This is a genomic window from Bradyrhizobium sp. BRP20, from assembly GCF_020194215.1.
GTDB classification, from domain to species: Bacteria; Pseudomonadota; Alphaproteobacteria; order Rhizobiales; family Xanthobacteraceae; genus Bradyrhizobium; species Bradyrhizobium yuanmingense.
The window spans coordinates 186,664-200,506 of sequence record NZ_JADYVY010000008.1; the positions used below are offsets into that span (position 1 = coordinate 186,664).

Genomic DNA, 13,843 nt, shown 5'->3' on the forward strand with positions numbered 1-13,843 from the left:
CATGGACTATTTCAAGCGCTTCAACTTCCTGTTCGCCGCCCCTGTGTTCGATGCCGACGATCTCGAAGGCGTCCGCTTCAACCAGATCATCGAGGAGATCCAGCGCTCCGGCTTCGAGGTGGTCCGGGCCCGCAAGCTGGAGGATGCCGAGATGGCGGTGCAGACCGATGCCGCGATCGGCTGCATGGTGGTGGACTGGGGCAAGAAGGGCCTGGAAGGCAAGACCTCGGCGCTGATCAATCTGATGCGCCGCCGAGGCCTCGACTTCCCGATCATCCTGCTGATCCGTCGCAAGCGGTTCGAGGATTTGCCGGTCGAGGTGCTCGATTTCATCGACGGCTATGTCTTCCTGTCCGAGGAGACGCCAACCTTCATCGCCAAGAACCTGATCAGCCGGCTGAAGCAATATGCTGAGACGCTGAAGACGCCGTTCTTCGGCGCGCTGGTCGACTATGCCGAGGAAGGCAACCAGCTCTGGACCTGCCCGGGCCACAATGGCGGCGTGTTCTACAACCGCAGCCCGATCGGGCGCGTGTTCGTCGAGCATCTCGGCGAATCCGTGTTCCGCGACGACCTTGACAATTCCGTGCTCGACCTCGGCGACCTCCTCACCCATGAGGGCCCGGCGCTGAGGGCGCAGAAGGAAGCGGCGGCGATCTTCGGTGCGGAAAAGACCTATTTCGTGCTCAACGGCACCTCGACCTCGAACAAGGTCGCGCTGGGCGCCCTCGTCACCGACGGCGATCTCGTGCTGTTCGACCGCAACAACCACAAGGCCGCCCATCACGGCGCGCTGATGATCAATGGCGGCATCCCGGTCTATGTGCCGACCGTTCGCAACGCCTGGGGACTGATCGGCCCGATGCGCTGGGACCGGCTCGAAGAGAAGAGCTTGCGCGAGGCGATCCGCAACCATCCCCTGGTGAACGATCGCGACGCTTGGCGCAAGGAGCGGCCGTTCCGTGTCGCCGTGGTCGAGCAGTGCACATATGACGGCTCGATCCACAGCGCCGAGATGATCATCAAGCGTATCGGCCATCTCTGCGACTACATCCTGTTCGACGAGGCTTGGGCCGGCTTCATGAAATTCCACCCCCTTTATGCCGGCCGCTTCGCCATGGGGCTGGTAAATCTCTCGCCCGACGCCCCCGGCATCATCGCGACGCAGTCGACCCACAAGCAGCTGGCAAGCTTCTCGCAGGCCTCGCAGATCCACATCAAGGACCGCCATATCCGCGGCCAGAAGCGTCGCGTCGAGCACCGCCGCTTCAACGAGAGCTTCATGCAGCACGCCTCGACCTCGCCGTTCTACCCGCTGTTCGCCTCGCTCGACGTCGCGCACAGATGATGAAGGGCCGCTCCGGCGAAGTGCTGTGGGACGACACGATCCGGCTCGGCATCGAGCTGCGCAAGAAGATCCGCGCGATGCGCCAGGAGTTCGAGGAGAAGGAGCAGAACCCGGATCGCCGCTGGTTCTTCGAGCCCTTCGTTCCCGATCGCGTCGCCATTGCCGATGTCAGCCGTCCCGGCGCGGCGCATAACGTCGCCTGGGAGACTCTCTCGACCGACGAGCTCGCCACCAACCCCGCGCTGTGGCAGCTCTCCCCGGATACCAACTGGCACGGCTTTCCCGATCTCGCGGAAGGCTTTGCCATGACCGATCCGAACAAGCTGACGCTGCTCACGCCCGGGTTCGATCGTGCGACGGGAGCTTATGCCGAGCACGGCATTCCCGCGCCGGTCGTCGCGCAATATCTGCGCGAGAACCGCATCGTCCCCGAGAAGAACGACCTCAATTCCCTGCTCTTCCTGCTCACGCCCGGCGTCGAGGCGAGCAAGGCGGGCACGCTGATCTCCGGCCTCGTCGCGTTCAAGCGACTGCACGACGACAATGCGCTGCTCGCCGACGTCATCCCCGAATTCTATCAGAGGCGGCAGGCGCGCTACGCCGGTGCACGGCTGCGTGACCTCTGCGGCGAGATGCACCGTTTCTTCCGCACCGCCGATGTCAGCGCGCTCCAGGCGCGGCAGTTCATGCCCGAGCATATGCCCGAGATCGCGATGTCGCCCCGCGATGCCGCGCGCTATCTGTTCAAGAACGACGTCGACTACCTCCCGATCGAGGCGATCGCGGGCCGAATCGCGACCACGCCGTTCGTGGTCTACCCGCCCGGCATCGCCACCATCGTGCCCGGCGAGCGGCTGACGGAACGAGCCAAGCCCATGATCGATTATCTCAAGATGTTCGAGACCTGCTTCAACACATTTCCGGGCTTCGACGTCGAGATCCAGGGCGTCTACAAGGAGGTCGATGCGAATGGGCGCATCGGGCTCTACACTTATGTCGTGACCGAGTAGGTGCCGATGAACGAAGCAGCTGCGCGCGCGAGCGATGAACCCGTCCTGGTTCGGCCATCACGCGAAAGCGACATCGAGGCGATGCTGGCGATCTACCGCCATCACGTCCGCAGCGGCGTGCCGCGCGATGTCGAAGGAACCGGTGCGCCGGAGCCGGACGATCTGCGCGACCGGCGCAAGAACCTGAAGCAGACCCGCCTGCCGCATCTGGTTGCGACCTGGCGCGGCGAGGTCGTCGGCTATGCCTATGCCGTGCTGTTCCGCAAAAGGCCGGCCTATCGATACACCGCCAAGCACTCGATCTACGTCCATCACGCCCATCTCGGCCGCGGGGTCGGACGGCTGTTGCTGCAGGAATTGATCGACGCCTGCGCGGCGGCCGGCTTCCGCCAGATGATCGGCTATATCGATGCCGATAACGCGCCCTCGCTGAAGCTGCACGAGCGGTTCGGCTTCGCGCGCGCCGGCCTGCTCAGCGGCGTTGCCTACCGCCACGGCCGCTGGTCCGACACCGTCATGGTGCAACGCTCGCTCGGCGCGGGGACGACGACGCCCCCGCCCGTCACGGCACCCGGGCGCTAGTCGCTACGACGGGAAGTCGGCGGGTCTGACATGGATGCGGTCGGCATGCAGTGACCAGTGATGCAACGCCTGGTCCTTGCAGAACCTCGCTTTCGCCCGTTCCCTGGCCTCGTCCTCGTCGGCGGCGTCGATCTCGAGCGTGCCCTGGCAGACCTCGCATTGCCGGCCGTATTCGCCGAGCACGTCCTTCATGAACCTGACGACATAAGTTGACATGGGACCTCCCTGCCTGCCCGCCGGCACTCTAGTCCCATTTAGGCCGGACGGGGAAAGGAGATTTTGACGCGGATCAAGGCTTGTCCAGTCCCGGCGGAAGATTCGTTGCGGAACCTGCCGCGCGGGTTTATGGGCAAATGCCGGTCGCCAATGAGGAACTTGCCTTGCACTTTGTCTCCGATACCGAAGTCACGAAGGCTCTGACCTTTCCGATCCTGATTGAGGCCCTCGAAGAAGCGCATCGCCGGCCGAAGATGGAGGTGCTGGACGCCTTCCTTGGAGACGAGAGGGGGCAATACGTCATCCGCAGCGCCGTCGATCCCGGCCGATACATGGCCAGCAAGATGTTCACCAGCTTTCCAGCCAATCTGGCCGAAGGCAGGATGCCGGCGGTGCAGGCCGTGTGCGTGCTGTTCGACGGCACCAACGGCCGGCCGCTGGCGGCGATGGACGGGACCGAGATCACGCATTGGCGCACCGCAGCCGACTCCGCGTTGGCCACGAAACTGCTCGCCCCGCCCAATCCCGAGACGCTGCTCTGCGTCGGGGCCGGCGAGATGTCCGAATGGCTGATCCGGGGTCATCGCACCGTGCGGCCGTCACTGGAGCGCGTGCTGATCTGGAATCGCAGCCCGGACCGGGGCGTGGATCTCGCTCAGCGCTTGGCGAAGGCCGGCATCAAGGCGGAAGCAATCACGGATCTCGACGCCGCGACGCGCGAGGCCGATGTCATTACCACCTGCACCCGCGCGCATCAGCCGCTGATCAAGGGCCTCAATCTGCGGCCGGGCACGCATCTGGACCTCGTCGGCGGCTACACACCGCAAACCCGGGAGGCTGATGACGAGGCGGCCAAGCGCTCCCGCGTCTTCGTGGACCGGCGGGAATCCGCCTTCCACGGCGTCGGCGACATCCTGCAGCCGATCGCGAGCGGCGCGATCAGCGAGGCAGACGTCCTCGGCGACCTCTACGACCTCGTCGGCGGCCTTGTGCAGGGGCGAACGTCACCGTCCGACATCACGTTCTTCAAGAACGCGGGCGGCGGCCATCTCGACCTCATGACCTGCGAGGCCGTGTTCCAGCAGCTCGGCGCAAAGCTGGGGTAGTGGCCCAGGCTGGCGAGACACGGCCGACGTCAGCCCTCACGCCTTGATGTCGAGGAGCGTGTCTTGCGTCTCGGCGTAGGCCTGAATGACCTTCGCATTGGCAACGAAGCTGTATTTTGCGGTCACCAGCTGAGCGAATTCGCTAGCAAGATCGACATTCGGCGCTGCCACCAGGCCGTCCTGGTTTGCGAAGGGAGCGCTCGGGTCGGATTGCGCGGTATAGCTCGGCGATACCGTCGATACGGTCGCAACCGTACCGCCCGGCGTCGAACCGCTCGACTGGGAGACCTGATCGACCCGCAAGGGCACGTAGGCTGCAGGAAACGTTGGAGCAATGCCCGCACCGGCCGATGCGCTCGACCCGCCTGACGCGGGTAGTGGGCCGGTCGTCCTGATGTTGGCGATATTGCTCGCCGCCACGTTCACGCGCAAACTCGCCGCAGAAAGTCCGGATGTCGCAATCGAAAGTATGCTCATGCTCCCTGATCTACAGGAGAGGTCATACGCGTTCATTCACGCCATCAGTAAAATCCACCGCTCTCCGTTTTCATCCTGATAACCAAGGATCGGCGCGCGACTGGGCTTCGCGCGCCCTACCCCGGCGTCACGCCAAAAGCCTGCTTGAAGCGCTCGGCATAGCGCGGCCAGGCTTCGGGATTGATGATGCGCGGCGGGCGCTTGCCGTCGAGCACATCCAGCACTTGCTCGGCGGCGATCCGGCCCATGTTCTGGCGCGCCTCGATGGTGACGCCTGCCGTGTGCGGGCTCGCCAGCACGTTGTCGAACTGGAGCAGCGGATGCTCCGGCGGCGGCGGCTCCTTGGACCAGACGTCGAGGCCGGCACCGGCGATGCGCTTGTCGCGCAGCGCCTGCAGCAGCGCGTCCTCGTCGTGGATGAAGCCGCGTGCGGTGGTGATGAAATAGGCATGCGGCTGCATCAGCGCGAATTCGCGTGTGCTGATCAAGTTGCGGCTGCCCTTGTTGAGCGGGCATGAGATCGAGACGAAATCGGCGCGGCGCAACAGCTCGTCGAGCTCGACCTTCTCCCCGCCCCGCTCGGCCATCACCTCGGCCGACAAATACGGATCGTAGGCAAGCACCGTCATGCCGAGCAGGCCCTTGCACAAGGCGGCGATGCGCCGGCCGACATTACCGAGGCCGATGATGCCGACGGTCTTGCCCTCGACCTCGTTGCCGACGAGATCGTTGCGGTTCACGTCGCGCTCGCGGCGCAGCCGGCGATCCGACTGGATGATGCGCTTGGACAGCGTCAGCATCATCGCCAGCGCGTGCTCGGCGACCGAATGGGCGTTGCCGCCGGACTGGTTGACGACTACGACGCCTGCCTCCGTGCAGGCCTCGACGTCGACGGGATCGAAGCCGGCACCATTGCTGGAGACCAGCAGCAAATTCGGCGTCCGCTTCAGGAAGGCGGCATCGACATGGAAATGCGGGGCGAGCTCATCGCGGGCGGCGCCGACCTGGTAGACGTGGGCAGCGCCGAGGAGCGGACCATAAACATCCTCGGGGCTTCCATTTTCGATGCGATCGAGCCGGACGTCGGGCCGGGCCTTCAGGATATCGATATAGATCGGATTGGCCAAATAATTGGAGTAGACGACGCGCTTGTTGTTGACGGACATCAGGACCCTTCCGGCTCGTTCGCGGGAGATTCGCAAGGTCAGCGCGATGCGCGCCCTCCTATGCCCCTCCCGTGTTCTGGTTGTCGCCGCTTATGCCATGGCGGTGCCGGCCACGGCAGGCCTGCTGGCGCAGATCACGGTGACGGCCCGGACATGTTGACAATCCCGCTGCCCGCGTCAAGTTCGGCAGACCGCCGCGACGGCCAGAACCAAGAAGCATGCGCGGCCCCAGGGAGAGCGCGATGGCGATTGCGGAACAGCAGCCGCAGGGGAGCAGCGACGGAAGCTGGCACGGCATCGTCCTGCAAACCTTGAAGCGGAACGAGATCAACCTGATCCCTTACGTGCCGGACCGCGTGCTGACGCCGCTGATCAAGAACCTGCACGCCGATCCCTTCTTCACCACTTTCGCGACCGCCCGTGAGGAAGAGGCCGTCGGCATCCTCGCCGGCGCCTGGATGGGCGGTCGGCGCGGCGCGGTGCTGATGCAGACCTCCGGCTTTGCGACGCTCGCAAACGTGCTGGCCTCGCTCGCAGTGCCCTACCAGATTCCGCTGATCATGCTTGTCTCTGAGCGCGGCACGCTCGGCGAATTCAACTACGGCCAGTCCCTGGTCTGCCGCACCATGCGACCGGTGCTGGATTCGCTGGCGCTGGAGCATCACACCATCACCCGGCTCGACGAGCTCGAATTCATCGCCGACCGCTCGATCAAGCAGGCCGTCACCACGCAGGCGCCGGTGGCGTTGATCCTCAACCCGCTGCTGACGGGCGGCAAGGTCTTCGACAAGTGAGGCCGACGATGAACACTGGCAACACCAAGGTGATGAACCGCTTCGACGTCACCTCGCGGCTGATCGCGAAGCTGAAGCACGAGGAAGCCGTGATCGGCGGCATCGGCAACACCAATTTCGATCTGTGGGCCGCCGGCCACCGCCCGCAGAACTTCTACATGCTGGGCAGCATGGGACTCGCCTTTCCGATCGCGCTCGGCGTGGCGCTGGCGCAGCCCGACCGCCGCGTCTTCGCGCTCGAAGGCGACGGCTCGCTCCTGATGCAGCTCGGTGCGCTCTCGACGATTGCAGCCTTGAAGCCGAAGAACCTCACGATGATCGTGATGGACAACGGCATCTACCAAATCACCGGGGCGCAGGCGACGCCGGCAGCGAACGTTGCTGACATCGTCGCCATTGCCATTGGCTCTGGTCTTGCGAGCAGCGCCTGGGCCGCGGACGAGGAAGATTTCGAGCGGCTGGTCGACGACGCCATGGCCGCTTCCGAGCCGATCCTGATCGCGGTCAGGATCGACGACAAGCCCGGCGTGGGCACCACCCGGCGCGACCCCGTGCAGATCCGGGAACGCTTCATGCATGGCCTCGGCGTGCGCGATCCGCTTTAACATTTTTGTCATTAACTACACGGCGATCTGATACGAGCCTCGCGACAACCCGACCAAATTCGTGCTAAGCGACCCGGATGTTCATTCGTACCTTTGCTTGGCTGCTCGCCGCTGCCGTTACGTTCGCCACCCTCGGTCCTCCCGGCCTTCGCCCCCATTCCGACCTCGGTCAGGACGGCGAACATGCGCTTGCCTTCGTCATGGTGGGATTGGCCTTCGGCCTCGCCTATCCACGCCGGCGCCTACTGAGCGCAGCGGCCGCGGTCGTCCTGATCGGCGTTCTCGAGCTGATGCAGTTTTGGGCACCCGGCCGTCACGCGCGGCTGGTGGATTTTTTGGTCGATGCTGCCACCGCGTGCCTCGGCTTTGCACTCGCCGCCGCCGTAGACCGGCTACTCTCGCGCTTTCGCACCAGCTCCGCCATGACAAGCGAAGGCCCCGCGGAGTGATGCTCCGCAGGGCCCTGCTCAGCACAAAGAATTGCGTCGATCAGTCGATGATCTTGACCACGCGGCGTGTGCGCGGCTCGACGATCACCCGGCGATCGTTCACGACCGCATAGCGATATTCGGTGTAGTTCGGCACGGGCCGCAGCACCACGGTCGGAGGCAGCGGCTCGCCGACCACGACGCGCTCCTGGACCACGACGGAGTCGCTGCGAGGAATTCCGCCGAGGACCGCATTCGGAATTTCGAGACCGGCGCCGACGGCTGCACCCACGGTGCCGCCAACCATTGCACCGATCGGGCCGCCGATGTCGCCACCTGCACGCGCGCCGTCCCTGGCGCCCTGTTCGGTCGTCGACTGAGCAAAGGCTGCGCTCGACGCCAGCAGCGACGCTGCAGCCAACGTAATCGCAAGACGGGTTTTCATGGTGTTTTGTCTCCAGTGATTGTCCTGCGCCTTCAACCCGCGGGGCCGGAGCATTGTTCCGGTTCCCCTGCGACGAAAGATGCATCACTGGACAGTGTTACCGCGTAACAGTTCAGGCCCTGGCGATCTCATGCCCCGCCATCAGTTCCAGCGCCCGCACCATGGCGGAGTGATCCCAGGCCTTGCCGCCATGTGCAGTGCAGGACGAGAACAATTGCTGCGCCACCGCCGTGCTCGGCAGCGACAGGCCGAGTGCACGCGCACCTTCGAGCGCGAGATTGAGATCTTTCTGGTGCAGCTCGATGCGGAAGCCAGGATCGAAATTGCGCTTCACCATGCGCTCGCCATGCACCTCCAGAATTCGCGAGGACGCGAAGCCGCCCATCAGCGCCTTGCGCACCAGCGCGGGATTCGCACCGGCCTTGGATGCGAACAACAGGGCCTCGCTCACGGCTTCGATGGTGAGCGCGACGATGATCTGGTTGGCAACCTTTGTCGTCTGCCCGTCGCCGTTGGCGCCGACATGCGTGACGTTCTTGCCCATCTTGTCGAAGATTGGCTTCATGGTGCCAAAAGCCCGCTCGGGCCCGCCGACCATGATGGTGAGGCTCGCCGCCTTGGCGCCGACCTCCCCGCCCGACACCGGCGCATCGAGATAATCGGCGCCGAGCGCCTCGATCTTTTTTGCAAACTCCTTCGTCGCCAGCGGCGAGATCGAGCTCATGTCGACGACGATCTTGCCCTTGGAGATGCCGCTAGCGACACCCTCCTTGCCGAACAGCACGGCCTCCACATGCGGCGTATCCGGCACCATGATGATGACCGCGTCCGCCTGCTCCGCGACCTCCCTGGCCGATGTGCAGGCGATGCCGCCCGCGGACATCAGCTCCGGCGCGATCGGAGCAACGTCACGCAGAAGCACCCGATGGCCCGCAGCCAGCAGATGGCCGGCCATCGGCCGTCCCATGGTGCCAAGTCCGATGAAGCCGATGTTGGTCATGTCTGATTTCTCACAGTTGGAGTAGCAAAACTCATCCGCGCACTCGGTGCACCTCTCCCGCTAGCGGGAGAGGGAGCGCACCGCCGACATGGCAATATTCTCAGGTCTCAAACGTCTGTGCCGCATGCCACGACAGGCCCTCCAGCGTCGTGGTGCGCGGCTTGTATTCGCAGCCGATCCAGCCGCGATAGCCGATCGCGTCGAGGTGGCGGAAGAGGAAGGGATAGTTGATCTCGCCGGTGCCGGGCTCGTGACGGCCGGGATTGTCGGCAAGCTGGACGTGGGCGATCTGAGGCAGATATTCCTGCATGGTGCGGGCGAGATCGCCCTCCATGATCTGCATGTGGTAGATGTCGTACTGGATGAAGAGGTTGTTCGATCTCACCTCGGAGATCAGCTGCACCGCCTGCTCGGTGCCGTTGAGGAAGAAGCCGGGAATGTCGAGCGTGTTGATGGGCTCGACCAATAGCTTGATGTTCTCTCGCGCCAGCGTCGAAGCTGCAAAACGCAGATTCCCGACCAGCGTCTCCCGAAGCTCGTGCGGATCGGCGTCGACAGGGGCGATGCCGACGAGGCAGTTGAGCTGCTCGCAATCGAGCGCCCTGGCATAATCGATCGCGCGGAACACGCCGTCGCGGAATTCGGCGATGCGGTCGGGCAGAATCGCAATGCCGCGCTCGCCCCCCGCCCAGTTGCCGGCGGGGAGATTGTGCAGCACCTGCGTCAAGCCATGCGCCTCGAGTTGCTCGCGCAGCTGCGCCTTGTCGAAATCATAGGGGAAGAGATATTCGACCCCGGCAAAGCCCGCCGCCTTCGCCGCCGCAAAGCGGTCGAGGAACGGCATCTCGTTGAAGAGCATGGTGAGATTGGCGGCAAATTTCGGCATGGTGCTTCTTCCCCTATTCCGCCGGCTGCAGCACGCGCGTGGTCTCGACTTCGTCGAGCGGAAGGTCCAGCACCTCCTCGAACTCGACGATGTTGTCGATCTCCGTGCCCATCGCGATGTTGGTGACCCGTTCGAGGATGAACTCGACCACCACAGGCACGCGGTGCTTGGCCATCAATTCGCGGGCGGTCGCAAACGCTGCCTGCGTGTCCTTCGGGTCGGTGACGCGGATGGCCTTGCAGCCGAGGCCTTCGGCGACCGCGACATGGTCGACGCCGTAGACGCCGATCTCGGGCGCGTTGATGTTCTCGAAGGAGAGCTGGACATGATAGTCCATGTCGAAGCCGCGCTGGGCCTGTCGGATCAGGCCGAGATAGGAATTGTTCACGACGACGTGGATGTAGGGCAGATTGAACTGCGCGCCGACCGCGAGCTCCTCGATCAGGAACTGGAAATCGTAGTCGCCGGAGAGCGCGACGATCTCGCGCTCCGGGCACGCCGCGCGCACGCCGAGCGCGGCCGGCAGCGTCCAGCCGAGCGGCCCCGCCTGCCCGGCATTGATCCAGTTGCGGGGCTTGTAGACGCCGAGGAACTGCGCGCCGGCGATCTGCGACAGGCCGATCACGGTGACATAGGTGGTGTCGCGGCCGAACGCCTTGTTCATTTCCTCGTAGACGCGCTGCGGCTTGATCGGGACGTTGTCGAAATGGCTCTTGCGCAGCATCGTCTTCTTGCGGTCGCGGCAGGCCGCAGGCCACGCCTGGCGCTCGCGGAGCCTGCCTGACCGCCGCCACTCCCTGGCGACGGCGACGAACAGTTCGAGCGCGGCCTTTGCGTCCGAGACGATGCCGAGATCGGGATTGAACACGCGCCCGATCTGCGTCGGCTCGATGTCCACGTGAACGAATTTGCGACCCTTGGTGTAGGTCTCGACCGAGCCGGTGTGGCGGTTGGCCCAGCGATTGCCGATGCCGAGCACGAAGTCGGACTCCAGCAGCGTGGCATTACCATAGCGGTGGCTGGTCTGGAGACCCACCATGCCGGCCATCAGCACGTGATCATCGGGGATCGCGCCCCATCCCATCAGCGTCGGCACGACGGGTATGTTGGCGATTTCGGCGAACTCGACCAGCAGGTCCGAGGCGTCGGCGTTGATGATGCCGCCGCCCGCGACGATCAGCGGCCGTTCGGCGGCGTTGAGCATCTCCAGCGCCTTCTCGACCTGCTTGCGCGTCGCGGCGGGCTTATAGACCGGCAGCGGCTCGTAGGTCTCGTCATCGAATTCGATCTCGGCGAGCTGTACGTCGAGGGGCATGTCGATCAGCACCGGCCCCGGCCTGCCTGAGCGCATCACGTGAAAGGCTTGGCTGAACACACGCGGCACCAGCGCCGGCTCACGTACCGTCAGTGCCCACTTCGTGACAGGCTTTGCAATCGACTCGATGTCGACCGCCTGGAAATCCTCCTTGTAGAGCCGCGCGCGCGGCGCCTGCCCGGTGATGCAGAGGATCGGGATGGAATCGGCGATCGCGGAGTAAAGACCGGTGATCATGTCGGTGCCAGCCGGCCCGGAGGTGCCGATACAGACCCCGATATTGCCGGCCTTGGCGCGCGTATAGCCTTCGGCCATGTGCGAAGCGCCCTCGACATGGCGCGCCAGGATGTGGCGGATCGAGCCGCGCTTCTTCAGCGCCGAGTAAAGCGGATTGATTGCAGCGCCGGGAACACCGAAGGCCGTCGATATACCTTCCTTCTCCAGGATACGTACGGCCGCATCGACAGCTCGCATCTTCGCCATATCGGACCTCGCTCAAATTGCGTCAGCGAGCGAGATCATCAGATACGCAGAAGCCGATCTCAACGAGACCGATTTTATTTTCCACGATGCGGCAACCACGAGAAAATCGTGGACGTGTCAATCGGTTAGATCAACAGATGCGTGAAAGCAGCTCACTCGAACAGCGGCGCCAGCTGCATCTGCGGCACCAGCACGAGTCCCTTATCGGTGATGCGAATTTCCGGAATGACCGATAGCGGAATCAAATTGAAACCCATGTACGGGATGGTGCAGCCGGCCTCGGCCCATTCCTTCTTCAGCACCTTCACCTCTTCCGCCACTTCGGTGACACGCTTGTCGGACAGGAGTCCTGCGATCGGCAGCGGAACCAGCGCCCTCACCTCGCCGTCGGCGACGACGCAGACGCCGCCCTGCCGCTCCTTGATGGCGGCGATGGCGACCTGCATGTCGCCCTCGTTGGTGCCAGCGACGATGAGATTGTGGCTGTCGTGTCCGACGCTGGAGGCGACCGCGCCGCGCTTCAGGCCGAAATCCTTCAGGAGCCCATGGGCAACGTTCCCGGCGGATTTGCCATGACGCTCGACCACGGCGACGAAGCAGAGACCGTAGCGCGCGAACAGCGACGGCCAGTCTTTTGCGGGTTCGATCTCCACTTTCTCGTGGATCAGCGTGATGCCAGGCAGCGCGGTCTTGATGGCGTTGACGGTGCAGGCCTTCGCGGGCAATTCGGGCGTCAGCTTCATCGTCTGCGGCAGCTTGACGGTCGCATAGGCTCCCTTGGGATATTGGTAGCGATGCGACAGCGCCTGATCGAGACGCGGGGTGATCTTGCCGTGCTCGACCACGAGCTCGCCACCATACCAGGTGCATTGTGGCTCGAGCTGATCGTCCATCAGCACGAGATCGGCGCGGCGGCCGCCGCCAAGCCCGCCGATATCGCCTTCCATCCCGAAGCGGGTCGCGCCATGCAGAGAGCCCATTGACCAGGCCTGCTCGGGCGACATCCCCGCCTTCACGGCTTCCCGCACGACCCAGTCGAGACCGAACAGCAGGAGATCATCGGCGTCACGATCGTCCGTGCACACGGCGGTGCGCTTGTGCGAGGCCCCGAGCTCGGTGATTGTTCGGATCGCTTGCGGCAGCGAGTGCCAGGGCGTAGTCGGCGGTCCCCCGCGCAAAAACACCCAAACGCCGGCATCGAGCAGGTCATCGGCGATGTCGCGGTCGATCGCCTCATGGGTGTCGGTGACGCCGGATGCCGCATAGGCCGCAACGAATTCGCGGCCGTAGACATGCCCGGAAACGGGACGCCCCCGCTTTAAGGCTGCGGAGAGGATGGCATGGCTGCGCTCGTCGCCCATCGTGACAGGCACGAAATCCATCTTCTCGCCAAGCGCCACCGCTTCGGGCCAGCGATCGAACAGACCGGCGATCTTGTCCGGCGTGAGGTCGCCGCCCGCCGTCTCCAGTTCAGCCGAGGTCGCGGGAACCGTGCTCGGCACGGTCAAGAAGATCGACAGCGGCGCCTCGCGCGCATCTTCCAGCATCGCCTCCACACCGGCGGCGTCCATGACGTTGCCGATCTCGTGGCTGTCGCAGAAGATCGTGGTGGTGCCGTTCAGCAACGCAGCCTCGGCATAGGCGCAGGCCGTCACCATCGAGGATTCGATGTGGATGTGCGGATCGACGAGGCCGGGCGCGATGATGCCACCGGCGGCGTCATACAGCGGAACATCGCTCCAGGCTTTCTTGGCTGTGCCTGCCGGTTTCACCGCCGCGATGCGGCCGCCTGTGATCCAGACTTCCCGCCCCTGATGAATGCGCTCCGAATAGGTCGAGAGCACCCGCGCCCCCGTGACGACGAGATCCGGCGCGACGCGGGCCGACGCAACATCGGCCAAGCGCCGCGTCATGCTGTGCAGGGGAGCAACGGTGAAGCGGGTGAGTTTGGTCATCGGGGCTCTCACGGATATTGGACAGCC

The 13,843-nt window shown here is 64.4% G+C and carries 13 protein-coding genes and 1 pseudogene; 6 read left to right on the forward strand and 8 right to left on the reverse strand.

The features are described 5' to 3' along the window. The first annotated feature begins 1 nt into the window (after position 1). Positions 2 to 2,358: pseudogene (locus I6F33_RS20550) on the forward strand (Orn/Lys/Arg decarboxylase N-terminal domain-containing protein). Positions 2,359 to 2,364: 6 nt separating this feature from the next. Further along, entirely contained in the window at positions 2,365 to 2,940 is a 576-nt protein-coding gene (locus I6F33_RS20555) for a GNAT family N-acetyltransferase (RefSeq protein WP_225143995.1), read from the forward strand. 3 nt (positions 2,941 to 2,943) lie between these two features. Here I6F33_RS20555 and I6F33_RS20560 read toward each other — a convergent pair whose 3' ends face one another. Then, complete coding sequence (locus I6F33_RS20560) at positions 2,944 to 3,156, reverse strand: hypothetical protein (RefSeq protein ID WP_036005605.1); 213 nt, start codon at positions 3,154 to 3,156, stop codon at positions 2,944 to 2,946. Positions 3,157 to 3,320: 164 nt separating this feature from the next. Between I6F33_RS20560 and I6F33_RS20565 the strand changes: the two genes are divergently transcribed. After that, complete coding sequence (locus I6F33_RS20565; RefSeq protein ID WP_225143996.1) at positions 3,321 to 4,262, forward strand: ornithine cyclodeaminase family protein; 942 nt, start codon at positions 3,321 to 3,323, stop codon at positions 4,260 to 4,262. A gap of 36 nt (positions 4,263 to 4,298) precedes the next feature. On the opposite strand, the gene I6F33_RS20570 is transcribed toward I6F33_RS20565, so the two are convergent. Next, positions 4,299 to 4,739, reverse strand: coding sequence for a flagellar basal body rod protein FlgC (locus I6F33_RS20570; RefSeq protein ID WP_109144333.1), 441 nt, complete (start codon positions 4,737 to 4,739; stop codon positions 4,299 to 4,301). A gap of 116 nt (positions 4,740 to 4,855) precedes the next feature. After that, positions 4,856 to 5,905 carry a hydroxyacid dehydrogenase gene (locus I6F33_RS20575; protein WP_036035094.1) on the reverse strand — a complete coding sequence of 350 codons (1,050 nt, stop codon included), beginning with the start codon at positions 5,903 to 5,905 and terminating at the stop codon, positions 4,856 to 4,858. Between the two features lie 242 nt (positions 5,906 to 6,147). On the opposite strand from I6F33_RS20575, the gene I6F33_RS20580 reads away from it, so the two are divergent. The 3 genes from I6F33_RS20580 (at position 6,148) to I6F33_RS20590 (ending at position 7,753) form a co-directional block, all read left to right on the forward strand. Next, the gene (locus I6F33_RS20580) at positions 6,148 to 6,699 is read left to right on the forward strand and encodes a thiamine pyrophosphate-binding protein (protein ID WP_225143997.1); all 552 of its coding nucleotides are present in this window, start codon (positions 6,148 to 6,150) and stop codon (positions 6,697 to 6,699) included. A gap of 8 nt (positions 6,700 to 6,707) precedes the next feature. Beyond that, entirely contained in the window at positions 6,708 to 7,304 is a 597-nt protein-coding gene (locus I6F33_RS20585) for a thiamine pyrophosphate-dependent enzyme (RefSeq protein ID WP_225143998.1), read from the forward strand. 77 nt (positions 7,305 to 7,381) lie between these two features. Then, a complete protein-coding gene (locus I6F33_RS20590; protein ID WP_225143999.1) occupies positions 7,382 to 7,753 on the forward strand; it encodes a VanZ family protein in 372 nt (123 codons plus the stop codon). A gap of 40 nt (positions 7,754 to 7,793) precedes the next feature. Here the strand turns inward: I6F33_RS20590 and I6F33_RS20595 are convergent, their stop codons facing one another. The 5 genes from I6F33_RS20595 to I6F33_RS20615 form a co-directional block, all read right to left on the reverse strand. Next, positions 7,794 to 8,177, reverse strand: a complete 384-nt coding sequence (locus I6F33_RS20595; RefSeq protein ID WP_036005622.1) for a DUF1236 domain-containing protein — start codon at positions 8,175 to 8,177, stop codon at positions 7,794 to 7,796. A 112-nt stretch (positions 8,178 to 8,289) separates the two neighbouring features. After that, entirely contained in the window at positions 8,290 to 9,177 is an 888-nt protein-coding gene (locus I6F33_RS20600; RefSeq protein WP_036005625.1) for a 2-hydroxy-3-oxopropionate reductase, read from the reverse strand. Positions 9,178 to 9,277: 100 nt separating this feature from the next. After that, complete coding sequence (hyi, locus tag I6F33_RS20605) at positions 9,278 to 10,063, reverse strand: hydroxypyruvate isomerase (protein ID WP_057030057.1); 786 nt, start codon at positions 10,061 to 10,063, stop codon at positions 9,278 to 9,280. 13 nt (positions 10,064 to 10,076) lie between these two features. Continuing rightward, complete coding sequence (gene gcl, locus I6F33_RS20610) at positions 10,077 to 11,861, reverse strand: glyoxylate carboligase (RefSeq protein WP_036023343.1); 1,785 nt, start codon at positions 11,859 to 11,861, stop codon at positions 10,077 to 10,079. A gap of 152 nt (positions 11,862 to 12,013) precedes the next feature. Further along, positions 12,014 to 13,816, reverse strand: coding sequence for an adenine deaminase C-terminal domain-containing protein (locus tag I6F33_RS20615; RefSeq protein ID WP_225144000.1), 1,803 nt, complete (start codon positions 13,814 to 13,816; stop codon positions 12,014 to 12,016). Positions 13,817 to 13,843 lie beyond the last annotated feature (27 nt).